This is a genomic window from Endobacterium panacihumi, from assembly GCF_050847465.1.
GTDB lineage: Bacteria > Pseudomonadota > Alphaproteobacteria > Rhizobiales > Rhizobiaceae > Neorhizobium > Neorhizobium panacihumi.
The window spans coordinates 49,055-74,099 of sequence record NZ_JBOZRA010000005.1 but is presented as its reverse complement, the minus strand read 5'-3'; the positions used below and the strand labels follow the sequence as shown (position 1 = coordinate 74,099).

At 60.5% G+C, this 25,045-nt stretch carries 15 protein-coding genes, 1 pseudogene and 1 riboswitch; of the genes and pseudogenes, 7 read left to right on the top strand and 9 right to left on the bottom strand.

What is annotated here, in order from left to right:
• Positions 1 to 188: 188 nt before the first annotated feature.
• Positions 189 to 1,370 (top strand): acetyl-CoA C-acetyltransferase, encoded by a 1,182-nt coding sequence (locus ACRQ1B_RS20355; protein WP_432295862.1) that lies wholly within the window; start codon positions 189 to 191, stop codon positions 1,368 to 1,370.
• 47 nt (positions 1,371 to 1,417) lie between these two features.
• Positions 1,418 to 2,143, top strand: coding sequence for an acetoacetyl-CoA reductase (phbB, locus tag ACRQ1B_RS20350; RefSeq protein WP_432295860.1), 726 nt, complete (start codon positions 1,418 to 1,420; stop codon positions 2,141 to 2,143).
• A gap of 104 nt (positions 2,144 to 2,247) precedes the next feature.
• On the opposite strand, the gene ACRQ1B_RS20345 is transcribed toward phbB, so the two are convergent.
• The gene (locus ACRQ1B_RS20345; protein ID WP_132277485.1) at positions 2,248 to 2,502 is read right to left on the bottom strand and encodes a YMGG-like glycine zipper-containing protein; all 255 of its coding nucleotides are present in this window, start codon (positions 2,500 to 2,502) and stop codon (positions 2,248 to 2,250) included.
• Between the two features lie 38 nt (positions 2,503 to 2,540).
• Positions 2,541 to 2,696, bottom strand: coding sequence for a DUF3309 family protein (locus ACRQ1B_RS20340; protein ID WP_112728864.1), 156 nt, complete (start codon positions 2,694 to 2,696; stop codon positions 2,541 to 2,543).
• A 229-nt stretch (positions 2,697 to 2,925) separates the two neighbouring features.
• On the opposite strand from ACRQ1B_RS20340, the gene ACRQ1B_RS20335 reads away from it, so the two are divergent.
• Positions 2,926 to 4,674: a glucan ABC transporter ATP-binding protein/ permease gene (locus ACRQ1B_RS20335; protein WP_432295858.1), complete on the top strand. Its 1,749-nt coding sequence runs from the start codon at positions 2,926 to 2,928 to the stop codon at positions 4,672 to 4,674.
• 262 nt (positions 4,675 to 4,936) lie between these two features.
• Positions 4,937 to 5,338 (top strand): endonuclease domain-containing protein, encoded by a 402-nt coding sequence (locus ACRQ1B_RS20330; protein WP_432295857.1) that lies wholly within the window; start codon positions 4,937 to 4,939, stop codon positions 5,336 to 5,338.
• Positions 5,339 to 5,762: 424 nt separating this feature from the next.
• Here ACRQ1B_RS20330 and ACRQ1B_RS20325 read toward each other — a convergent pair.
• Positions 5,763 to 14,231 (bottom strand): annotated as a pseudogene (locus ACRQ1B_RS20325) (GH36-type glycosyl hydrolase domain-containing protein); the annotation flags it as partial.
• 803 nt (positions 14,232 to 15,034) lie between these two features.
• Here ACRQ1B_RS20325 and ACRQ1B_RS20320 point away from each other — a divergent pair.
• Positions 15,035 to 16,144, top strand: a complete 1,110-nt coding sequence (locus tag ACRQ1B_RS20320) for an NAD(P)/FAD-dependent oxidoreductase (RefSeq protein WP_432295855.1) — start codon at positions 15,035 to 15,037, stop codon at positions 16,142 to 16,144.
• On the opposite strand, the gene ACRQ1B_RS20315 is transcribed toward ACRQ1B_RS20320, so the two are convergent.
• The 4 genes from ACRQ1B_RS20315 to cobD form a co-directional block, all read right to left on the bottom strand.
• Entirely contained in the window at positions 16,124 to 16,972 is an 849-nt protein-coding gene (locus tag ACRQ1B_RS20315) for an endonuclease/exonuclease/phosphatase family protein (protein ID WP_432295854.1), read from the bottom strand. The two genes, ACRQ1B_RS20320 and ACRQ1B_RS20315, sit on opposite strands and share 21 nt — an antisense overlap.
• An 88-nt stretch (positions 16,973 to 17,060) precedes the next feature.
• A complete protein-coding gene (gene cls / locus ACRQ1B_RS20310; protein ID WP_432295853.1) occupies positions 17,061 to 18,545 on the bottom strand; it encodes a cardiolipin synthase in 1,485 nt (494 codons plus the stop codon).
• A gap of 71 nt (positions 18,546 to 18,616) precedes the next feature.
• A complete protein-coding gene (locus ACRQ1B_RS20305; RefSeq protein ID WP_432295852.1) occupies positions 18,617 to 20,047 on the bottom strand; it encodes a M20 family metallopeptidase in 1,431 nt (476 codons plus the stop codon).
• A 52-nt stretch (positions 20,048 to 20,099) separates the two neighbouring features.
• Positions 20,100 to 21,152: a threonine-phosphate decarboxylase CobD gene (gene cobD, locus ACRQ1B_RS20300; RefSeq protein ID WP_432295850.1), complete on the bottom strand. Its 1,053-nt coding sequence runs from the start codon at positions 21,150 to 21,152 to the stop codon at positions 20,100 to 20,102.
• Here cobD and cbiB point away from each other — a divergent pair.
• On the top strand, positions 21,151 to 22,128 hold the full coding sequence (gene cbiB / locus ACRQ1B_RS20295) for an adenosylcobinamide-phosphate synthase CbiB (RefSeq protein ID WP_432295849.1): 978 nt from the start codon (positions 21,151 to 21,153) through the stop codon (positions 22,126 to 22,128). The genes cobD and cbiB overlap by 2 nt on opposite strands.
• On the opposite strand, the gene ACRQ1B_RS20290 is transcribed toward cbiB, so the two are convergent.
• Together ACRQ1B_RS20290 and cobO are read right to left on the bottom strand one after the other, a co-directional pair.
• Positions 22,112 to 23,569: a cobyric acid synthase gene (locus ACRQ1B_RS20290; RefSeq protein WP_432295848.1), complete on the bottom strand. Its 1,458-nt coding sequence runs from the start codon at positions 23,567 to 23,569 to the stop codon at positions 22,112 to 22,114. The genes cbiB and ACRQ1B_RS20290 overlap by 17 nt on opposite strands.
• Before the next feature lie 8 nt (positions 23,570 to 23,577).
• Positions 23,578 to 24,192 (bottom strand): cob(I)yrinic acid a,c-diamide adenosyltransferase, encoded by a 615-nt coding sequence (gene cobO, locus ACRQ1B_RS20285; protein ID WP_432295847.1) that lies wholly within the window; start codon positions 24,190 to 24,192, stop codon positions 23,578 to 23,580.
• A gap of 114 nt (positions 24,193 to 24,306) precedes the next feature.
• Positions 24,307 to 24,513, top strand: a riboswitch (cobalamin riboswitch).
• Positions 24,514 to 24,615: 102 nt separating this feature from the next.
• Between cobO and ACRQ1B_RS20280 the strand changes: the two genes are divergently transcribed.
• On the top strand, positions 24,616 to 25,035 hold the full coding sequence (locus ACRQ1B_RS20280; RefSeq protein ID WP_432295846.1) for a DUF1636 family protein: 420 nt from the start codon (positions 24,616 to 24,618) through the stop codon (positions 25,033 to 25,035).
• The last annotated feature ends 10 nt before the right edge of the window (positions 25,036 to 25,045 follow it).

The window sequence follows — 25,045 nt, the reverse complement described above, 5'->3', positions numbered from 1 at the left end:
GAACACTACGCCCAAACCGGTTGCAGTGACAATGGATTTTTGTGCGCTGCGATGAAGGCATGCTGCGCGGAAAATGCAGGCATATTAGCAATTCCGCCATTACCTCGCCTTGGTGCAATGCAGTTTGACTTGGCGCATGAGCTTTGCCAGTTTCAGGAAAACCATGCCGATGCTTGAGGAGACATCCCATGAACCAGCCTTCGATCGTGATCGTGTCCGCTGCACGCACCGCCGTCGGTGCCTTTAACGGCGCGTTCTCGACCGTTCCCGCTCACGAACTGGGCGCCACGGTCATTCGAGGCGTTCTGGAGCGTGCCGGCGTGGATGCGGGCGAGGTGGACGAGGTCATTCTGGGCCAGGTGCTTGCCGCCGGTGAAGGCCAGAACCCGGCGCGGCAGGCGGCGATGAAGGCGGGCGCACCGCAGGAAACGACCGCCTGGGGTGTCAACCAGCTTTGCGGCTCCGGACTTCGCGCCGTCGCACTCGGCATGCAGCAAATCGCCACCGGCGATGCCGCAATCATTGTCGCCGGGGGGCAGGAATCGATGTCGATGGCGCCGCATTGCGCGCATCTGCGCAGCGGCACCAAGATGGGCGACATGAAGATGGTCGACACCATGATCAGCGATGGCCTGACCGACGCATTCTACGGTTACCACATGGGCATCACGGCGGAAAACATCGCTCGCCAGTGGCAGCTCTCGCGCGATGATCAGGACCAGTTTGCCGTCGCTTCGCAGAACAAGGCCGAGGCCGCACAGAAGGCCGGACGCTTTGCCGACGAGATTGTTCCCTTTGTGCTGAAGACCCGCAAGGGCGATGTGACGATCGATAGCGACGAATATATCCGCATCGGCGCAACGCTGGACAGCCTTGCGAAACTGCGCCCGGCCTTCGACAAGGATGGCACGGTGACAGCAGGCAATGCCTCCGGCATCAACGATGGTGCCGCCGCCGTGCTTTTGATGACAGAAGCGGAAGCGGCGCGCCGTGGCCTGACGCCACTGGCCCGCATCGCCTCCTGGGCGACCGCCGGCGTCGATCCGCAGCTGATGGGTACCGGGCCCATCCCGGCCTCGCGCAAAGCGCTGGAGAAAGCCGGGTGGTCAATTACCGACCTCGATCTCGTGGAGGCCAACGAAGCGTTTGCGGCGCAGGCCTGCGCCGTCAATCGCGACTTGGGATGGGATCCGGCCATCGTCAACGTCAATGGTGGAGCAATTGCCATTGGTCACCCGATCGGGGCGTCCGGTGCGCGGGTGCTTAACACACTGCTGTTCGAGATGAAGCGCCGGAAAGCTGCCAAGGGATTGGCCACCTTGTGCATTGGCGGCGGCATGGGTGTTGCCATGTGTCTGGAAGCGATGTGATGTAAGCCCGCCTGCCGGTGGCAGCGGATGAAATGGAGGCGCCGGGAATGACCAGAGTGGCCTTGGTGTCGGGTGGCACGCGCGGGATCGGCGCTGCGATCTCCATCGCCTTGCAGTCGGCGGGCTATCATGTGGCCGCCAATTATGCCGGCAATGTCGAGCGGGCGAGCGCCTTTCACGAAAAAACCGGCATACCGGTGTTTCGCTGGGATGTGCGTGATTACGATGCCTGCGTGGCGGGCATCGCCGAGGTGGAGGCGCTGCTGGGGCCGGTGGATGTGCTGGTGAACAATGCCGGCATCACGCGCGATGCCATGTTTCACAAGACGACGCCCGACATGTGGAATGCGGTGATCGCCACCAACCTGACCGGGCTCTTCAACATGACGCATCCTGTCTGGCCCGGCATGCGCGAGCGCAATTTTGGCCGCGTCATCAGCATTTCCTCGATCAACGGACAGCGTGGACAGGCGGGCCAGGTGAACTATTCCGCCGCCAAGGCCGGCGATCTCGGCTTCACCAAGGCGCTGGCGCAGGAGGGGGCGAACCGCAACATCACCGTCAATGCCATCTGCCCAGGTTACGTCGGCACGGAGATGGTGATGGCGATACCGCCGGATGTGCTTGCCGAAAAAATCCTGCCACAGATCCCGATCGGGAGATTGGGCACGCCGGAAGAAATCGCCCGCTGCGTGGTGTTTCTGGCGTCGGATGATTCCGGCTTCATCACCGGTTCGACCTTCAGCGCCAATGGCGGGCAGTTTTTCGCCTGAGACGTCGTTTTTCGCCTGAGACGTCGTAATGCTTGGGGCCAAAAGAAAACCGGCGCGGAGATTTTTCATCTCCGCGCCGGTTTTCTGGACGTTCAAGCCGTCGATTAGCGGCAACGAGCTTCGTAGGTGCGGCCATAACGATCGCGATAGATGCAGTAGCCCTGACGCTTCTGCGATTCGCCGATCGCGGCGCCAACCAGACCACCGGCAACCGCGCCGACGGCTGCGCCACCCCAGCTATTGGTGACCGCGCCACCGATCAGGGCGCCGGAGCCTGCGCCGATGGCGGTGCCCTTTTCGGTGGAGGTGCAGGATGCGAGAGCGCCGACCATGGCGGCAACGAGGACGATTTTCTTCATAACGACTTCCTTCCCAAAAACGCGGGGTCCCCCGCTCGTTAAATCCTGCCCATCAGAAGCAGAATGATCAAGATCAGAACAACGAGGCCCAGACCGCCAGACGGACCGTAACCCCAGCTACGGCTGTGACCCCAATTCGGGAGGGCACCAATCAGAAGCAGGATAAGGACAACGAGCAGGATCGTACCAAGCATTGAAGTTCTCCGACACAAATCATGTTAGCTTTGTGACCGCGACAACGTGAAAACCATCACTTTGTTCCACGAAGTTTTGATAGAGTCCGTATGAACACCTGATGAATGACATTTATCTCCTGAACATGCCGGTCTGGTCGCCACCACCTGCCGCGCTATCTGACCTGTTCAGCGCCGATACAGGTTGGACACTCTAAAAAAGCATGAAATATCATCAAAGGATGACGCATTGAGCCTGCTGCAGATCTATTGGAGAGCACTGAAATATCTTGGTGCCAACCGCCTCAAGGTGACGGTGGTGGTGATCGCCAACGTCGTGCTTGCGGCGGTAGCCATTATCGAGCCGATCCTGTTTGGCCGGATTTTCGATGCGATCTCCTCCAACAGTCCGGTGACGCCTATCCTGCTCGCCTGGGCGGGTTTTGGACTGTTCAACACGATCGCCTACGTGCTGGTGGCCCGTGAGGCGGACCGGCTGGCGCATGGGCGCCGCGCCACGCTTCTGACGGAAGCCTTTGGCCGCATCATTTCCATGCCGCTGTCCTGGCACCACAAGCGTGGCACGTCCAACGCGCTGCACACGCTTCTGCGTGCCGCAGAAACCCTGTTCGGCCTGTGGCTGGAATTCATGCGCACGCATCTGGCCACCGCCGTTGCCATTGCACTGCTGATCCCGACCGCAATTTCCATGGACTGGCGCCTCAGCCTCGTGCTGATGGTTCTCGCCATCATCTACTGGTTCATCGGTCGCATGGTGATGAAGCGCACCAAGGAGGGTCAGGCCTCCGTGGAAAGCCATTATCACAACGTATTTTCCCACGTCAGCGACTCGATCAGCAACGTGTCGGTCGTGCATAGCTATAACCGCATCGAACAGGAAACGCGTGCACTACGCGACTACACCAAGAACCTGCTGGCCGCCCAGTATCCGGTTCTCGACTGGTGGGCGCTTGCCGGCGCCTTGAACCGCACCGCCTCCACCGTTTCCATGGGCGTTATTCTCGTCATCGGCACGATGCTTGTTCAGCGCGGCGAACTCAAGATCGGTGACGTCATCGCCTTTATCGGTTTCGCCAACCTTCTGATCGGCCGTCTGGACCTTCTGCGCCAGTTCGCTACCCAGATCTTTGAAGCCCGTGCCAAGCTGGACGACTTTTTCGTGCTGGAAGACTCCGTCGAGGAGCGAGAAGAACCGGCCGGTCTTGCCGAACTTGGCGCAGTGCGCGGCAAGGTGGAATTCCGTAATATCAACTTTGCTTTCGGCGGCACCTCGCAGGGCGTGCATGACGTTTCCTTCGTTGCCAATGCCGGTGAGACAGTTGCGATCGTTGGCCCGACAGGTGCCGGCAAGACGACGCTGGTCAACCTACTGCAGCGCGTTTACGAGCCGGAAACGGGCAAGATTTTTATCGATGGCACGGATATTTCCACCGTCACCCGAAAATCGCTGCGCAATTCGATTGCCACGGTGTTTCAGGATGCCGGCCTCCTGAACCGCTCGATCAGCGAAAACATCCGCCTCGGCCGGGATGGCGCGACGGAAGAAGAGGTGCTCGCTGCCGCCGAAGCAGCTGCCGCCGCCGATTTCATCCAGACGCGACTGACGGGTTTCGACACCTCTGTCGGGGAACGCGGCAACCGGCTGTCCGGTGGTGAGCGCCAGCGTATCGCTATTGCCCGTGCTATTCTCAAGAACGCCCCGATCCTTGTTCTTGATGAGGCGACCAGTGCGCTCGACGTGGAAACCGAGGCGCGAGTGAAGGTGGCGATCGACCGGCTGCGTGAGAACCGCACCACGTTCATCATCGCCCACCGGCTTTCCACTGTGCGCGACGCCGACAAGGTCATTTTCCTCGAACAGGGCCGTATCGCCGAAATGGGCAGCTTTGACGAGCTGAGTGAGAAAGGTGGGCGGTTTGCCTCGCTGCTGAGAACCAGTGGGCTTCTGACGGACGACACCAAGACCGCAGCTGAGTGATTTTGCTCGCGACCGACATGATGCCCGCCCTCACCGGTGGGCATTTTTGTGTGTGGTGAAAAGCGGGGATGCAGGTCCACACTGGTCAGCCTTGCTGCTTGGGACGATACGGCGCGGCATATTTCTTCTCCCCGCATGCGGGGAGAAGGTGGTGGAGCGACAGCGAACCGGATGAGGGGCCGCCACATACACAAAGATCTCGCACTTGCTGAAGCATCGAAAACTTGGGATTTACCGTTGATTGCCAACGGATGAAGCGGTGATGCGCGGTCCCGATCAACCCAAAACCAAACGCGCACGATCGCTTCGGCAAACAGATAATGATGCCGAAGCCAAGCTGTGGAATGAATTGCGCAATCGGCAACTCAACGGCTTCAAGTTCGTGCGGCAATTTCCCATTGGGAAGTATTTTGCCGATTTTGCGTGCCGGGAAGCGCATCTGGTCGTGGAGGTCGATGGCAGCCAGCATTCCGGCAGCGCGCATGATCGGCACCGGGATGGCTTCATGACCCAGGAGGGTTGGGCCATTCTGCGGTTCTGGAATGTTGATGTGCTGACTGAGACGGAGGCCGTTACGGAGACGATTGTCGCTGTGCTGGATGGCCGGTTGTTGGAAGCAGTCGAAACTGCCGAGATGCGTTTCATTCCGTGGCAGACAGGCTGAAGTTTTCTGATCACCAAACAAGCCAGGTGGCTTGGAGGTTGCCCCTCACCCTAACCCTCTCCCCGTAAGAACGGGGAGAGGGGACGTGCCATGCTCGCCATCGGCGCTTGAGGCAACGGTAGTGCGGCATATGCCTTCTCCCCGACATGACGGGGAGAAGGTGGCGGCAGCCGGATGAGGGGCACCGGCACCCTATCCCCCATCAAAAAACCCGCCCTCCAACCGGAGAGCGGGTTCTGATCAATTCAGCAAGTCGACAGGATCACTCCTCTGTCTTCTTGCGTGTCCTCGGCTTTGTCACCTTTGCAGACTTTTCCGCCGCCGGTTCTTCAACAACTGGCTTGGCAACGCGGGCAGGCTTTGCAGCGACAACCTTGGCGGGCTTTTCGACAACAGCGGTGGCAGCAATGACCGCCGCACTACCGCCCAGAACCGCACCACCTGCTGCGTCGAGCGCCGCACCATTCACCGTAACCGCCAGCTCATCACCGGCAGCCCGCTTGGCCGCCACCTTGAACGTGCCTTCCGGCAGCGTCAGGTCGAGCTCAAAGCCGTCCCATTCGGCCGGGATCACCGGGTTGACCTGAAGACGGCCGCCCTCCCGCTTGATGCCCAAGATGCCTTCGATGGCGGCGCGGTAGAGCCAGCCCGCCGAACCGGTATACCAAGTCCAGCCGCCGCGGCCCGTCAGATCGCCGACGCCGTAGACGTCCGCTGCGATGACATAAGGCTCGACGCGATACTGTTCGGCTGCATCCGGGGTGAGCGCGTGGTTGACCGGGTTGAGGATCTGGAAGGCCTTCCAGGCATCCTCGTTGCGGCCCTGTGCTGCCAGCGCCAGCACCACCCAGATGGCAGCATGGGTATACTGGCCACCGTTTTCACGCACGCCCGGCGGATAGGATTTGATGTAACCCGGATCCTGCGGCGTGTTGACGAAGGCCGGCGTGAACAGGCGGATGATGCCGGCCTGTTCGTCGATCAGCTTTTCGACGACCGCATCCATGCCCTGCCTGGACCGTTCCGGATCGCCCTCGCCCGACAGCACGCTCCACGACTGGCCGAGGCTATCGATGCTGCATTCGAGGTTTTCCGAAGAACCGAGCGGACCGCCATCGTCGAAATAACCACGACGATAATAGCTGCCGTCCCAGCCCGCCGTTTCCAGAGCCTGTTTCAGCGAGGCGAGATGCGCCGTCCAGCGTTTTGCGCGGGTCTTGTCGCCACGCTCTTCGGCGATGGGCGTGAAGCTGCGCAGAGCGCTGGCGAGGAACCAGCCGAGCCAGACACTGGTGCCCTTGCCGCCCGAGCCGACGCGGTTCATGCCGTCGTTCCAGTCGCCGCCAAGGATGAGCGGCAGGCCGTTCGATCCGGTGCGCTCGATAGCGAGATCGAGAGCGATGGCGGCATGTTCGTAGAGGCTGACCTTTTCTTCCGTCACGCCGGGCTGGAAGAAGATATCGTGCTGGCCGGCAGCCAAGGCCTGACCGGTGAGGAAGGGAAGCTCCTCGTCCAGCAGGGTCTTGTCTCCGGTCGCGGTGATATACTGGTTGGCAGCATAGGCGAGCCACACCACGTCATCGGCAATGTTGGTGCGCACGCCGGCACCGGTGGCAGGAAGCCACCAATGCTGGACATCGCCTTCCTTGAACTGGCGCGAGGCGGCATTGATGATCTGGCGACGTGCCAGGGCCGGTTCGTGGATGAGGAAGGCCAGTGTATCCTGCAGCTGGTCGCGGAAACCGTATGCGCCGCTCGACTGGTAGAAGGCCGTGCGGGCCATGATACGGCATCCCAGCGCCTGATAGGGCAGCCAGTGATTGACCATGTTGTTCAACGCCGTATCCGGCGTCCTGATCTGCAGGCGACCGGTGAATTCCTGCCAGAAGGCTTGGGTCTTCGCGAGAATATCGCCAAAGCTTTCCGAGCGGATGCCGGAGGCATAGGCCTGCGCTTCCTCACGGGTGGCGGCATCGCCGAGCGCGTAGGTGACGATCTTTTCTTCACCCGGTGCGATTTCGACATCCCATGCGAGAGCCGCACACGGATCACCATCCAGTTCCATGGCGCTGCTGAGAGCAGCACCGGCAACGACGGCAGACGGCAGCGCCACCGACCCATGACGGCCGACGAATTCGCGGCGGCTGGTGGTGAAGCCGGACGGCTGTTCGCTCGAAACGAAGAAGGCCGTGCGCTGGAAATCGTTGCTGAACCGGTTGGTGGCAAAGATTGCGCCGCTGTCCTCATCACGAGACGAGAGGATGAACGGGGCGGAACGCTTGACGTTATAACCCAACACCCATTCGACATAACCATAGACACGCAGGCGGCGGGTTTCCGAACCGGAGTTGCGGATCTTCATCGATGACAGCTTGATCGGCCGCGTGCGGTCGACCGTCTGGGTGAGCTCGATCTTCAGGCTTTCATCATCGGCGGAGAAGACCGAATAACCGAGGCCGTGACGGGCTTCGAACTTCGTTGCCGGGCGACGCGACAGGGCGGCAAACGGCGTATGCAGCATGCCACTGTCGAGGTCGGTCAGGTAAAAACCTTCGCCCGGACGGTTGACTACCATGTCGTTGCTCCACGGCGTCAGCTGGTAGTCACGCGAGTTCTGGCTCCAGGTGTAGCCGGCGCCTTCCGCCGACACGTGGAAACCAAAGTTCTCGTTGGAGATGACGTTGATCCACGGCTGCGGCGTCGAACCGCCGCCGTTGAGACGGGTGACATATTCCGAACCGTCCTTGGAAAAGCCGCCAAAACCGTTCCAGAAATCGAGGTCGGCAGGTGCTTCGCCACCAACAGGTGCGGCAAAGTTTTCGGCAGATAGCAAGGCCTGACGATTGGCTTCAGCTGTCGCCGATGCCGGCGCAAGGGCGGCTGCGCGGGTGACCTGATCGATGATCTTGCCGTTGCGGGCATGAAGGACGACACGCGAGGCGGCGATGAGGGCCGCCCATGTCTCTTCGTCCATCAGGTCGCGGCGCAGCGAGAAGACGTGTTCGCGGGCACCTTCGGTCTGGCCGAGCTTGCGAATGTTCTCGCTGAGCTGGTCGATAGCGTGCTGCATGTCCTGCGCATAGGAGGCAGGCTTTTCGTTGACGATGACGAGATCGAGCGTGACACCGCGAGAGCGCAGATATTCCTGGGCGGAAAACGCTTCCTTGGCGACGTCCATGTCCATTTCGTCATTGATGCGCAAGGTCAGGATCGGGTGATCGCCCGAAATCGACTGTGCCCACAGCATGGACTGGCGGCCAAGGCCGGTTTCGAGCGTTGCCGCATCGGCACGCAGGTTCATGTCCGGATAGACAAGGTAACGGCCGATCTGCTGGAAGGCGGCGGCCTGCTGCGAGTTGATGCCGATGTGGCGCATCTGTACCTGAACGCGGGTCCAGGCCTGCGTCAGTTCGTGACCGAAGGCATCGGCGTGACGGTAGCGTTCGATCGCCACATCGAGTTCTTCACGGATCGGCGAGGCAATGGTCCAGAAGATCACCGTCGCCTTCTTGCCGGCCGGAACGCGCACGACGCGGCGCAGCGACATGATCGGATCGAGTGTAAAGCCGTCAGTACCCGAGAGCGTCGCATCCGGATCGAAGGCGGCGGCTTCCGACAGCGTGCGGCCACGACCGAGGAAACGGCGGCGGTCGGTTTCGAATTCGGTCGGACGCGACGAACCGGCATTGTCGGCGGCGAGATGCGCCACCCACATCGAGGCATCGCCCGGCGAACGCTTGTTGCGCGTCGCACGGATGACATCACCACGACGGCCGATCTCTGTCTTCACGAACATGCGCGAAAACACCGGATGGGCGCTGTCGTCATTGTCGTGGGCGATGACCGGTTCGAGGTAGGAGGTCACCTCGATGTAGCGGTCTTCACTGCCGGTGTTGAGCAACGTCAGGCGGCGACCTTCGGCGTCGTGCTCGGTGGCGACGATGCATTCGACCGTGCTGGTGAGGGTGCCGACCGTCTTGTGGAATTCGGCCTTTTCGTCACCGAAGATGGCCTTGGTTTCCTCGCCTTCGATACGGCGCGGTTCCGCGGTCGTCGACCACCACTGATTGGTGGCGGTGTCGCGCAGGAAGATGAACTGGCCCCAGCGATCCTCGGTCGGATCCGGCTTCCAGCGGGAGACGGACAGGCCGTTCCAGGTGGCGTAACCGGTGCCGGTGGAGGTGAGCATGGTCGAGTAGTGACCGTTGGACAGGAAGACCAGCTGGCGATCCTGAGCGGCCGGATCGGTGATGGTGCGGATTTCCGAGCGCAACAGTTCGCCCTGGCCGCTGCCGGGGGTTTCCTCGTGCTTGGCGCTCATGACGGGCACTTCGCGCGGTGCCTTTTCCTGCAACAGCAGTTCGGCGGCTTCGATCACCGGATCGGCGTGGAAGAGTTCGCGCAGGCGACCGTTGAAGACGACATTGGCAATCGCCGCAATCGACATGCCATGGTGGTGCGCATAATAGTTGTAGACCACGGCGCAACGCTTGCCTTCCGGCACGCGGGTCGGCGTGAAATCGACCGCATCGTGGAAGCCGTATTTGCCGAGCGCACCGACGGCCCGCAGCTTTTCGAGATTTTCCAGCGCCGCATGCGGGGCATACTGGCTGGCGAGGATCGAGGCGTAAGGCGCGATGACGGCGTTCTGGCCGAGACCACGCTTCAGGCCGAGCGAGGGTACGCCGAAATTGGTGTACTGGTAGTTCAGCTGATGATCGCGCGCGTTAAACGCCGCTTCCGAAATGCCCCACGGAATACCCAGACGGCGACCGTGGTTCATCTGTTCGAGAACGATCAGGTTGTTGGTCTGGTTGAGAATGCCACCCTGACGCTCCTGCATGACGAGCGGCGGCATCAGGTATTCGAACATCGAACCCGACCACGAGATCAGCGCGCCACGCGAACCGATCGGCACGACCTGACGGCCGAGGCGATACCAGTGTTCGGTCGGCAGGTCGCCCTTGGCGATGGCGAACAGGCTGGTGAGACGGCATTCCGACGCCAGAAGGTCGTAGCAGGCCTCGTCGAGTTCGTTCTCCTCGTGGCGATAACCGATCGACAGGAGACGACGGTCCTTGTTGTAGAGGAAGGTGAAATCCATCGCGAAGGCCAGCGAGCGGGCCTTGTCGCGCAGCACGGCGAGGCGCTTGCGCATCAGTTCCAGCGTCGAATGATCGAATGTGGTGTCGGCGATATGGGCTTCGCAGGCGGCGACCAGATATTCTGTCCAGCGCACCACTTCACCGGATTGCGGCGAACCGACCTCGTGATCAAGATTGACGGCGAGCTTCTGGATATCGCGCGCAAGAACAGACAGGTTGATGATGCGGATCGAGGCGAATTCATGCTCGCGCTTGACGGCGGCCAGCGCGCTGGCAAAGCCGGCGATACGCTCTTCCAGACGGCGGCGCAACGGACGCACGGTCTTGCGGTCATCGGGCAGGGATTTCAGGTTTTCACTCAGGATGCCGGCGACATCGCCGATACCATCGAGATTGCCCTGAAGATGCGCCGACGGCGCTTCCGCCCATTCGCGGCAGGCCGACGAAATGGCGATCAGGTGACCGGCAAGGTTACCGCTGTCGACCGTCGAGACATAACGGGTGCCGAGCGTCTTCAGCGTATCGGTGTAATACCAGTTGAACAGGTGACCGCGATACTTGTCCATCTTTTCAACGGTCGCGAGCGTGTTTTCGATACGCTCGACGGTTTCCGTGAAGCTGATCCAGCCGAAATGGCGGGCCGACACGGTGGACAGCAGATAGACGCCGATATTGGTGGGCGAGGTGCGCGCAGCAATGATCGGTTCCGGGCGTTCCTGAAAATTGTCCGGCGGCAGGAAATGCTGCTCCTGCGTGACAAAGGTCTCGTAATAACGCCAGGTGCGGCGCGAAATCTTTCGAAGTTCGACGGAGACAGTTTCCGGCACGAACAACTGGTCTTCGGTCTCGGCAGACTGGCTGACATACCAGGCAACGAGCGGTGACAGGACCCAGAGCACGACAAAAGGCAAGCCGATGAGGAAGGCGTTGTCTTCCGGCAGAGCCGCAAGGAACAGGGCAAGCAGCGCCACGACCGGGGCGTGCCACATCTGCCGGTAATAATCGGCAGGGCTGCCTTGGGCCGAACCCTGGATACTGGCGGCCGTGCGCCATTCTAGCATCATCTTGCGGCTGACAAAGAGGCGGTAGAGCGAACGCACGATGGCGTCGGTCATCATGCAGGCAGAGTCGGCAATGAAGACGATCCGCAGCGCGACCTGTGCATTGGCATCGCGCACATCGGTCCACAGCGAGTGGAAATGCGCGCGCGGCACGATATCCGTCGAGCCCGGCACGATGCCGCGGATGAGCGACAGGGTGGGTGCGACGAACAGCATGAAGATCAGCAGGATCTGCCAGATCAGCGCGCCGAGCGGTGACATGAAATACCAGCCGAGAACCGAGGCGAAGAACCAGGCGATCGGGGTAAGCGAACGGCGCAGGTTGTCGATCATCTTCCAGCGGCCGAGCGCGGTGACGCCGCGCATCGGGTCGAGGATGTAAGGCAACAACTGCCAGTCGCCACGCGCCCAGCGATGCTGGCGCGAGACTTCGACCTCGTAACGGGTCGGAAAGTCCTCGACCAGTTCGACATCGGTGACGAGAGCGCAGCGCGTAAACGACCCTTCGAGAAGGTCGTGGCTGAGAACGGTGTTTTCGTCGATACGGCCACGCAGCGCGTGTTCGAAGGCATCGACGTGGTAGAGGCCCTTGCCGGTGAAGGAACCTTCGCCGGTCAGGTCCTGATAAACGTCGGAAACGGTGAAGACGTAAGGATCGACGCCGCGGCTGGCGGAATAGATGCGCTGGAAGACCGAGGCATCCTTGCCCGTGGTCAAAGACGGGGTGACGCGCGGCTGCAGAAGGCCGTAGCCTTGAACGACGCGGCCGGTGCGCGGATCGTGAACCGGGCGGTTCATCGGGTGATGCGCCTTGCCGACCAGTTTGGTGACGGCATCGCGCATCAGACGCGTATCGGCATCGAGCGTCATGACGTACTGGACGTTTTCCGGCACGGTGTTGGCACCGGCCATATAGGTCGTGTCCTTGTCGCCACGGAGCAGCATGTTGAGTTCATGCAGCTTGCCGCGCTTGCGCTCCCAACCCATCCACGCGCCTTCCGACGGATTGTAGAGGCGGCGGCGGTGCAGCAGGAAAAAGCGCGTGCCGCCATCGAACGCGTAACGCGCGGAAAGATTGGCGACTTCACGCTTGGCGTATTCGAGAACTTCGAGATCGCCCTCGGCTTCTTCAACCTGGGCGTCGCGCCAGTCGCTGAGAAGCGCGAAATACACTTCGCCGCGCGGATTGGCGAGGTAATGGACTTCCAGATTGCGGACGAGTTCATCGACCGTATCGCGATTGTTGATGAGGCAGGGCACGACGACGAGCGTGCGGGCTTCTTCCGGCACACCGGCCTTGAACTCGTAACCGACCAGACGCGCCGGCTTCACCACATAGGTCACCAGCGTGTTGAACAGGCCGGTGGCACCTTCCGATGCCGGCAGAGCGAACATCAGGAGGAAAAGCAGGATGACCGGCCAGGACATGCCGGCGGCGCCAAGAAAATAACCGACAATACCGAGAACGAGCGCAGTCAGAAGCAGGATCGGGCCGGCGACGGACAGCCAGCGCATGCCCTGCACCTTGGCAATGAAGGACTGCCAGGGGCTGCGCTTGTAGCCGATCGCGTTTTCAAGATCTTCCTTGTACATGCCGACAAGGAAGGCGCCGACGTTGGCCTTGTGCGGATCGGCATCCGGCGCGCTTGAGGCCTGCTCGGCAAGCGCGATGGCCGCCTTCGCGACATCGATTTCCGACTTCTTGGTGCGGCGGGCAAGCTTTTCGACGCGGTTGCGGTAGGAGTTGCGTGAACCGAAATCGAGAACCTGGTAATCGCTCTGCTCGCGGAAAACCTGGTCGACAAGGCAGACTTCCTCGAACCAGACGCTCCATTCGGTATCGTCGATCTCACGCAGGCTCTTGATGATATTGCCCATCGTGACATTGCCGGAGGAGAGGCGGTTATGCTCCGCCATCATCACGTCTTCGGCGTCAGTGCCGGCGCGGCGCATGCGCTCTTCCAGCCATTCCAGCGCAACATTTTGGCTCTGCGGCGCATTGCGCAGGCGGTAGAGGAACTGGGTGTTGAACGTGTTGTCGTCCGTCAGCGGCTCAAGCTGCGCCAGAAGCTGCGCACTTGCAGTCGGATCGTTGAGGCGGATGATTTCGTCGGCTGCCTCATTGGCCTTGAGGCGCATGTTGCGCGAGCGAGCCACACGAACTGCGATGCGACGGGCATTTTCCACCAGCACAAAACGCAGGAAGGACGGCAGCGCCCAAAGCTCACCGATCTGCAGCGGCTGATGGACCTGAAAGCCCTCTGTAATGGCCGTTAGCTTTTCGCGCGAGACGGTGCTGTGGGTGTGGCCGACATAAAGCCATGCCATGACCAGAACGCGCGGCAGCTCCATGCTACCGACCTTCATCGTCGGCAGCTGGGCATAGAATTTTTTCGGGAAGTCGCGCCGGACTTCCTGAATGGCTTCCTCGACGATGTAATGATTGTCGATCAGCCATTCGGCAGCGGGCGTAATCGTCGCGCCGGCATCCACATCCTTCGCGGTCGTGCGGTAGACTTTCAGGATCTCCGCTTCGTTTTCACGATGGCGCTCACGGAAGGAGAAATCCATCAGGCCGGGCAGGGTCTGCGTTCCGTCGCGCGCCAGCGTTTCTCCGCATTCGCGCAGTTCCTCTATCGTCAGATAGGTGGAGCGGATCGCCTCGTTATGGTCGATCTGTCTGGTATCGGTTTCGCGAGGGGCGGACGGCGTATTATGAAAGGACATGACTCGGCTTCTGAAAGAGGAATGTCGGATAGGCGCTTGCCGGGGGATTTGCGGGTCCGGCGGCCCCACCTGTCATTTTGCTGCAGGCATCACCCGGACACAGTCCGGATCATGCTTGCGGGCACGGAGGAGATAGGGGCCAAGCGCGATATGGCAAATCGAATGACAGCAACGGCCCACATGTTCCTCCAGGATCCTAAGGGTTGATCGGTCTAGCGCCGGAGGCCTGAATGAAACCTGAACGTAATCAGCCGCTTGGAACATAGATTACGATGTTTTTACGACTGTCCAACGACGAGGCAGATTTGGATCAACCGAAACATATTCAGGGCAGGCGAATAGAGGCAAGATGTTCAGTGAAAAATGGTGAGCCTGTCGTCGCTTAAAACATCTCCGCAAAGCAAAACACCTCCCATGCAGGACATGGAAGGTGTTTTTCGAGAACGATGATGACTTATTCGCCTTACGGGAAAAGCCCTAGCGTGACGGCACAGACAAAGGCAAAAGCCGCAGCGACCAAAGTGGTGTGCAGGACAGAATGCCACTTGTTATAACGTCCGGAAAGTTGCCGGTGGGGCGCATGTGTATCGAGATGCCGCATGATGTCCTCCAGCCTTAAAGCTCATGATTGAGCCAGCACTATCCTATCTTAACTCTACCACTTCGATAGAGATAAACTTGCGCCGCCACCCGGTTGCCTTAGAAAATCCTTTTTCGTATGCGGCGAATTTCGGCAATTACCGCAGTATTTTGCTCCAACCTCACGATATGTAAAAAAACTGTAAAAATTGGAGAGGGACAGAATGGCAACGGATATCGATGCGATCGTGATCGGGGCGGGTGTCATCGGTCTTTCGGTGGCGCGCGAGCTGGCAATGGTAGGCCTCTCCGTTGTCGTGCTTGAAAGTTCCGATGCGATCGGCACCGGTACGTCCTCGCGCAACAGCGAGGTGATCCACGCGGGGCTCTATTACCCGCAAGGCAGCCTGAAAGCGAAGTTCTGCATCGAAGGACGGCGGCGGCTTTATGCGTTCTGCAAGAGCCATGGCGTGGCGTATCGCCGTTGCGGCAAGCTGATCGTGGCGACCACAGAGGCGGAGGTGGCGTTTCTGGAGGGATTGGCGGCCAAGGGAAAGCGCAATGGTTGCGACGACCTTGCAATTATTTCCGGCGATGAAGCCAGGCGAATGGAGCCGGCGCTTTCCTGCGTTGCCGCACTGGTCTCTCCCTCCACCGGTATCATCGATAGCCATGGCTACATGCTGGCCCTGCGCGGGGACGCGGAGGAAAACGGCGCAGCGATCGCGCTGCTTTCCCCTTTCGAGCAGGCGACAGCGACAGGAACCGGTTTTACGGTTTCAGTCGGCGGCGCCGAGCCGATGACGCTCACCTGCAGCATGCTGATAAACACCGGTGGACTTTATGCATCTGACATCGCCCGGAGGATCGGCGGACTTTCGATCGATTTCGTGCCTGCAACGCGATATGCCAAGGGCAATTATTTCATGCTCTCGGGCCGGGCGCCCTTCAGCCGGCTGATCTACCCTGCCCCGCAGGCGCATGGGCTAGGTGTGCACCTGACGCTGGACATGGGTGGGCAGGCACGCTTCGGACCCGATGTGGAATGGGTCGACACCATCGATTACGAAGTCGATCCCCGCCGCGCCGACGGATTTTTCGAAGCGATCCGCCGTTACTGGCCGGATCTGCCGGATGATGGACTGGTCCCGGGCTATTCGGGGATTCGCCCCAAGATCGGCGAACGGAGCGCGCCGGCAGAGGACTTTCGCATCGACGGGCCGGAGGTGCACGGCATGGCAGGATTGATCAACCTGTTCGGCATAGAGAGCCCGGGACTGACATCCTCACTGGCAATTGCCGCGGACATCCGTTCACGCCTGGGCGTCGGCTGACAGGGCAACGGCTTCGGCTGCCGACCGCACAACCGCCTTTATGGGCAGGTGATCCGACGCGATGCGCGCAAGCGCGCTGTCGTGCACATGCACACGCTCGATCAGGCCGGCACGATTGCTCATGATGCGGTCGAGCGCCAGAACCGGCAGGCGCGAGGGAAAGCTGGGCACCGCTTTCGGTGTGCCGCCGAACACGCTGGCCAACCCGTGCAGAGAGGAGCGATCGCCAAGGCGCCATTCGTTGAGATCGCCGAGCAGCACGGTCGGCTGTTCGGAGCGCGATCCCATGATTTCAAGGATCATCTTCGTCTGCTGGTGGCGGGAACGGTGCAGCAGGCCGAGATGGGCAGCAATGATACGCAGCGTCGCGCCATTGTTGAACTGGATTTCAGTGACCAGGCAGCCGCGTGGCTCAAGCCCCGGCAGCTTCACCTGATGTACATCACGCACCAGACCCTCACGGAACAGGATGACATTGCCGTGCCACCCATGTGCCCGCGTGACGCCGGACACCGGCACCGGTGTCAGCCCCGTTTCACGTTCCAGCCAATGCAGGTCGAGCAGGCCCCGACGTTCGCCGAACCGCGTATCGGCCTCCTGCAGGGCCATCACATCCGCGCCGATTTCACGGATCACATGGCTGGTGCGTTCCGGATCGAAACGGCCATCGACGCCGACGCATTTGTGGACGTTGTAGGAGGCAACCAGCATGCCCTCTGCAGGATCGTGCGGCTGAGTGCCATTGAGATCGCGTTTCTTGCGATTGCGTATGGAGGCAATGATGCTTGCCGGAAGATTGTCACGCTTGCTGCGCATGGGTTTGGTCATCGCTGGCAATCCTTTGACTGATAAAATACCCTAGCCGCCCGAGCGTTCCATATTCGTTAAATGCCAGCGTGGTTAACGGCAGGTTGGGTCAAAGATAAGGCGAACCGAGCCAGAGAATTCTTTCCATGAGGCGCACGACGAAGGGCCGGTTTCGCAGGCCTTCCAAGGTGACGGCAGAGGCGGTTTCAATCGTCTCGTCAATGCGCTTTTCCAACGCTTGCGCAAAATCGCGGTCCAGCACTTCAAGATCGACCTCGAAATTCAGGCGCAAGGATCGTGGATCGAGATTGGACGAGCCGACATAGGCCCAACAGCCATCGATCGCCATCAGCTTGGAGTGGTTGAAGGCACCGGTGGCGCGCCAGATGCGGCAGTAATTTTTCAGGATCTGATCGAACTGCGCGGTCATGGCGCGGTCAACGAGCGTCAGATTGTTGGCATCCGGTACAACGATATCGACCGTGACACCGCGACGGGCAGCGGTAATCAGCGCCGTGATCAATTCGCGATCGGGCAGGAAATAGGGCGAGACGATGCGGATGGATTTTCGCGCGATCGAAAACGCCCCCATCAGCATCTTGTGATTGGTCTCGTTGCTGCGGTCAGGCCCCGAGCCGACGGCGCGCACGAGGACCGGATCACCGGGAGCGCGCGCAGGCGCAGTGATCTGCCAGGCTTCGCCATTGAGAGCCTCGCCGGATTCGAACTGCCAGTCTTCCGAGGCAATCGCAAAAAGGTCGGTCACGACGGGGCCGGTAACGCGGAAATGCGTATCGAATGCACAATCATCGCCGGAGATTTCCTGCGAAAAGCCCTCGCGGATATTCATGCCGCCGGTGAAGGCCAGCATGCCATCGATGATGATGATCTTTCGGTGGGTGCGAAGGTTCGCGTATGGCAGGCGCAGGCCCATGATGACATTGCCATTGAACACCTCCACCCTGACGCCGCCATCGCGCAGCATGCCGAGAATGCTGGGGACCGAATAACGGGCACCAACGGCATCGATCAGCACCCGCACCTCGACGCCTCGCCGGGCGGCAGTAATCAGAGCTTCAGCGAACCGGGTGCCGATACGGTCACGGTCGAAAATGTAGGTTTCCAGGAGAATGCTGCGTTTTGCCGAGGCGATCGCCTTGAGCATTTCGCCATAGGCCTTGTCGCCGGTATCAAACACCTCGATCGTGTTGCCGGTGGTAAACGCATGGCGGGCGACCCGATCGCCCAGCGTCTTCATGGCAAGAAAGCGGTGACCGAAAGAGGTCGCCACCGTTTCAGAGGCGACGTCATAGGCTTCCAAATGCGCGAATGCGCCATACTGGACTCGTGCGCGCTGGAACCCCAGAACATTGCGACGGATGCGGTTGACGCCGGCGATGAGGTACAGAAGTGCACCGATGAAGGGCGACAGGATGATGACGCCAACCCAGCCTATGGCGGAACGGACTTCTTCCTTGGTCATCGTGGCATGGATGGCGGCCGGCACCCCCATCACGATCGACAGGACAAGAAAGATATGCGGCCAGTAGGCGTAAAAGGTTTCAAGCATGACGGCCAATATAGGCGCGGCCATCTAGCCTGCAATGCGGGCCGCATGACATCGTCACGCGGCCCGATCACAAGACGGTTTTTAGTTCGATCGGTTTACTTGCCGGACATCGCGGCAACCGGCGGCTCGGTGCCTTCCGGCATCGGGCTGGTATAGACGATCCCCTTCTGGCGGCGCTTCAGATCTGCCCAGGCGGCTTCGCGCAGCTGTTCGCTCTGCATGGCGGCAAGACCCGTGGCGGCCATGACCTTGGCAGTCGTTACCATACCCTTGTGAGCAAGCGGGCTCTTACCCTGCGAAACGACCTGCCATGTGTGCAGCTGCGTGCCGATGGCCAGTGTGGGGCCATAAGCCTGAACAGTCGGAACGACCCAGCTGACATCGCCGACATCGGTGGAGCCGCCCATCTGCTTCAGGCGGTTATGGGCGGGCAGGACGAAATTGGCGAGCGGGATGTCACGCTCGTCCAGTTCCTCCTGACGCCAGCTGGCGGCAATGTCCTCCGGTGACAACGTGGCGCGGATTTTTTCCGCAAAGGCAATATCGGCAGCGTCGAATTCCGGTGTGCCGACGCTGTCCCATATGTCCTGCATCGTGTCCATCAGGGGCGTGTTGACCATCAGGTTGGAAACGCCGGCCAGAATGGTGCTTTCCATGCGGGTTTCAGTCATCAGGGCCGCACCTTCCGCAACCTTTCTGACGCGCGCGATCAGCGCGATCAGGCCCGGCAGATCCGGCGCACGCACGACATAACGAACCTTCGCATAGGCCTGAACGACATTGGGCGAAATGCCGCCGGTGTCGAGCACGGCGTAATGGATACGGCAATCCTGCTGCATATGTTCACGCAGATAATTGACGCCGACATTCATCAGTTCGACGGCATCGAGCGCCGAACGGCCCAGTTCCGGCACGGCGGCGGCATGCGCGGCGCGCCCATGAAAGACAAAATCCACACGGCAATTGGCAAGCGAGGTTTCGCGCTGCACACCGGCAAAATTGCTGGGATGCCAGCTGATGGCGATATCGACATCCTCGAATGCGCCAGAGCGCACCATGAAGGCCTTTGCCGCACCACCTTCTTCCGCCGGGCAGCCGTAATACCGCACGCGGCCGGGTGTGCCGGTCGCTTCCAGCCAATCCTTCAGTGCCGTGGCGGCCAGCATGGAGGCGGAACCCAGGAGGTTATGACCGCAGCCATGGCCGTTGGCACCGGCAACCAACGGATTATGCGAAATCTCTCCGGCCTTCTGGCTGAGGCCGGCCAGCGCATCGAATTCACCAAGGAAGGCGATGACCGGACCGCCCTCGCCCGCTTCACCGATCAGCGCGGTCGGTATGCCGGCCACGTTATCGGTGATGGCAAAACCCTGGGCTTCCAGCATTTCGCGGTGAGCGGCAGCGGAGAGCGTTTCCATGTAGCAGGTTTCAGGTGTTTCCCAGACGCGATTGGCAAGCTCGGTAAAAACCTCCTTCTTCTTTTCGATCGTGTCGAAGACCTGAGGGAGGTTGCTGCTCGTCGTCATGGGGTGTCACCTGCATGTGAAAATAGTAAGGGAGCCGAACCGTAGCCTACCGTCAGGCTGTGGCCAACTGGCGAAATGCTTTTGATACCAACAGTTTTTGCAGACGTTCCCAGCCCTCGCCGCAGGGCAGGCCGAACCGCATGTCATGGGGACGCTCAGTGAACGGGCGCACCAGAATGCCCGCCTCTCCGAGTTGCTCGAACAAGATGGCGGCCTGGTGATGGCGAACCAGCCGGAACAGCGTCGTGCCGCCAACCACATCCAAGCCGGCTTCCGTGAGCATGTCGTTCAATCGCGCCGCCTCAGCCTGCAGCGTTTGTCGCATGGTGTTCTGCCAGTTGCTGTCGGCCAGTGCGCGGGTGGCGACGGTCAGAGCCGGGCCGGAAATTGCCCATGGGCCGAGACGCGCCTCGATGCGACGCGCATCTTCGAGGGATGCCAAGGCAAAACCGAGACGCAGGCCGGCAAGGCCATAAAATTTGCCGAAGGAGCGCAGCACAGCGAGGCCCGGGCCAATGTCGCCTGCCACACTGTGCCCTGCCGGCATCACATCCATGAAAGCTTCATCGACCACCACAAGCCCGCCTTTTGCCGCCATATGGGCCGCAAGGCGCAAAAGGTCATGGCGTTCGATCAGCCGCCCATCCGGATTGTTGGGATTGACGACGAGAGCGAGATCGGCGGCAAACAGATTCTCGAAATTTCGCGTCTCTGTGAGATCAAAACCGGCGAGCCTCGCCATGCGGGCATGTTCGGCATAGGTAGGCGACAGGATGGCTGCTTTTGCACCGGGCGGCATGCTGCCACCGAACGCGGCCTCGACCAGAAGCGGTAGAAGGATCTGCGTGCCGGGTGCCGCCGCAACATTTTGCGCAGATGGAGCACCATAAACGGCTGCGGCGCCCGCTTTGAGTTCCTGCAGGGCCGACGGTTCCGGGAGACGCGAGAAAGCGGTGGAAGCGATGTCCGAATGCGGGTAGGCATGCGGATTGATACCGGTGGACAGATCGATCCAGGGTTTTGGCGCATTGGGAAAACGTGCCGAAGCTCCGGCAAGATTGCCGCCGTGATCTATTTTCGGGTCCGGTTCAACGTTTTGCTGCATGTTTTTTACGCTCGCCTTTTTCTCCCTGCTTATTGAACGGCTCTGCGGTTATCCGCAATGGCTGGTGCGGGCAATCGGCCATCCCGTCATTTGGATCGGTGCGTTGATCGGCGCACTGGACAAGAGATTGAACCGGGCGGACCAGAGTTTTGCGCGGCGAAAGCTGATGGGCGTGCTGGCACTGATCTGCATTCTTGGCAGCGTGATTTTTATTACCGGCATCATCAATTGGGTGCTGGGCACCTCATTGCTCGCATTGGCGATGCTTTCAGTGATCGCCTCCAGCCTGACGGCGCAGAAAAGCCTTGAAGACCATGTGTTGGCCGTGGCGAATGCCCTGGATGCAGACGGACTGGCGGCCGGGCGCAAGGCCGTATCGATGATTGTCGGGCGTGATCCCGACCAACTGGACGAACCCGCCGTCTGTCGCGCCGCAATCGAAAGTCTGGCCGAGAATTTTTCGGACGGCATTACCGCGCCGGCCTTGTGGCTCGGGATCGGTGGGCTCGCGGGAGGCGCGGCTTACAAGGCAGCCAATACGGCAGACAGCATGATAGGGCACCGCACCGAACGCCACGAAGCTTTTGGCTGGGCCGCAGCGCGCTTCGATGACCTGATCAATCTTCCTGCTTCGCGGCTGACGGCATTTCTGTTCGTTCTCGCCTGTTTTTTTGTGCCCGGTACTTCCTCGAAAAATGCATGGGCAACCGTGTGGCGAGATGCGAAAAGGCACCGTTCACCCAATGCGGGCTGGCCGGAGGCGGCGATGGCCGGGGCCTTGGGTCTGGCACTTGCCGGGCCGCGCGTTTATGGCGGCATGCTGGTGCCAGACCATTTTATGGGAGCCGGCGGACGGCGTGAGGCAACTGCAACCGACATCCGAAAAGCGCTGAAGCTGGGACGGGCCGCCGATATTCTGATGATCGCGCTATTCGGTCTGCTGGCGGTTGTCGGCTGGGTTATCTCGCGATCCTGAGCAGCGCCTCGATATCAAGATGTTTTTCCATATGCTGTGCCAAACGGTCCAGCACCTCATCGACTCCGGCTTCGTAATCGATATCCGATGCCTTGCCGCCGAGGCGTTGCAGCCATGCGGAACGCTGGCGGTCATCGGCAAAAAGGCCGTGGACATAGGTGCCGAAGACGCGGCCGCTTTTCGATACCGCGCCATCGGCATGCCCGGAAATGCGGGCAAAAGGCCGGTCGCAATCCGGTCCGATCGTCCGTCCAATATGCATTTCATAGCCGGCAAAGGAAACACCATCGGCGCTGGTTCCCGTTACCGCTTCAAGACGCTTGTCACCGGATAGCGTTGTCTCGACATCGAGCAGGCCAAGGCCTTCGACCGTTGCGGCCTCGCCTTCCATGCCATCAGGATCGCGCACCGTGCGGCCGAGCATCTGGTAACCGCCACAGAGACCAAGCACATAACCGCCGCGACGCACATGGCCAGCAAGATCGATATCGAAACCGGCGGCCTTGAAGGCGGCGAGATCGGCGATGGTCGCCTTCGATCCCGGCAAAAGCACAAGATTGGCATCAGCTGGCAGAGGCTGCCCCGGACGCACGCGCACCACATCGACATCCGGTTCGGCATCGAGCGGATCGAGATCGTCGAAATTGGAAATATGCGGCAGGACCGGCACGGCAATTCGAATTTTTGCCCCCGTCTTGTCGATGGCGAGGCTATCCAGCGCCAGAGCATCTTCTGCTGGCAGACGGCGGGCTTCGGAAAAGAACGGCAAAAGGCCAATTCTCTGCCAGCCGGTATGCGCTTCGATCATCGCCATGCCATCGGCAAACAGGGTGGGATCCCCACGAAACCGGTTGACGATGAATCCGCGGATCATCGCCGCGTCGTCGGTATCCAGCACCAGTTTGGTGCCGGAAATGCTGGCGATCACACCGCCACGATCGATATCGCCGATCAGGATGACCGGCACATCGGCGGCGCGGGCAAAACCCATATTGGCGATATCGTTGCCACGCAGATTGACTTCCGAGGCACTGCCCGCCCCTTCGACCAGCACGATATCGGCCTGTGATTTCAGTAGTTCGAAGCTTTCCATGACACGCGGCATCAGGGACGCCTTCATGCCCTGATATTCCGAGGCCTTCGCATTGCCCTGCACACGCCCCTGCACGACGACCTGTGCACCAACCTCGCTCTGCGGTTTCAACAAAACTGGGTTCATATGCACCGACAGCGGCACTTTTGCCGCCCGCGCCTGCAACGCCTGTGCCCGGCCAATCTCGCCGCCATCGGCCGTAACGGCGGCATTGTTGGACATGTTCTGCGGCTTGAACGGCTGCACCTTCAAACCGCGATTGGTCAGCGCACGCGCAAGGCCTGCGACAAGCAGCGACTTGCCGACATCCGAGCCGGTTCCCTGAAACATCAGCGCGCGTGCAGTCATGGCTTTTCTCAAAACTCGATGCCGGACTGGGCTTTTACGCCCGCTTTAAAATGATGTTTGACCAGCGACATTTCAGTGACCGTGTCGGCCGCCTCGATCAGCGCCGGCTTGGCGTTGCGGCCGGTGATGACCACGTGCAAATCTTCGCGACGGGCTTTCAACGACGCGATGACGGCGTCGAGATCAAGATAATCGTAACGCAGGGCGATGTTGAGTTCATCGAGCAGCAGAAGGCCGATGGTCGGATCGGCCATCAGTTCCTCGGCCTTGGCCCAGGCGCGTTCGGCAGCGGCGACATCGCGCTTCAGATCCTGCGTTTCCCAAGTAAACCCCTCGCCCATCGTATGCCATTCGACGCGATCGCCAAACAGTTCCAGTGCCGGGCGCTCGCCGGTTTCCCATGCCCCCTTGATGAACTGCACGACACCAACGCGACGCCCGTTTCCGAGCATGCGCAGGGCCAGGCCGAAAGCCGCCGTCGACTTGCCTTTGCCGGGACCTGTATTGACGATGAGAAGGCCCTTTTCGATGGTCTTTTCCGCCACTTCGGCATCCTGAACCGCCTTGCGGTTGGCCATTTTGCGCTGATGGCGCTCGGCTTCCTGCTGGTCGATATCTTTCATCTGTGTGCTCCCGTGGTGGCTGCTTGCGGCGAAGCGCGGACTATAGGGGATTCGTTTCGCGCGGCAATCCGGGCCTTCCATAAGAGCGTTTGCATTGACAGTGCAGGCACCGACGCCTAGGGAAAGGGTGACGGTCTTTTCCCGGCAACGGGAAAAGCTAAGAGGGAACGTGGTAACGTCGATTTTCCGGCTTCAAACCACGGCTGCCCCCGCAACTGTAGGCGGTTAGCCCCGCACCACGCCACTGAAAGCGATTTCGGGAAGGCGGCGATAGGGCGACGATCCGCAAGCCAGGAGACCTGCCGTCACAGACAAAAGAATCCGACCGGGCGGGGTGCTCCGGCAAGGATGTTTTCAAGGCACGGCAACCATCAGGTTTTCGCGCTCGGCACCCCGCATGTTTTGAACCAACGGGGTAGAGACTTGGATTTTATTCAGTCCAATGACAGGCAGCAAAACGACATCACGGCGGCAAAACCGTCGGTGACTATTTTTGTGTGCGCCAGCTGTCGTACCAGCGAAGGGTCCACGGAAGAGCCGCGGCAGGGCACGCACCTGCTCAATGCCACCATGGGTGCGGCGGCCGAGCAGGCCCCCGACATCACCATCAAGAGCGTCAACTGTCTTTCCAACTGCAAGCGTGGGCCGAGCGCGGTCATCGCAAGGCAGGATGGCTGGACCTATGTGTTTGGCCATTTGGCGCTGGAAAATGCCGCCGACCTGATCACCGGTGCCGAACTGATCGCCACATCCGCCGACGGCCTGATGCCCTGGAAAGGCCGCCCGGACTGTCTGAAACGCAACATGATCGCCCGTATTCCGCCTTTCGACTTCAACGCATAGACCGACATTC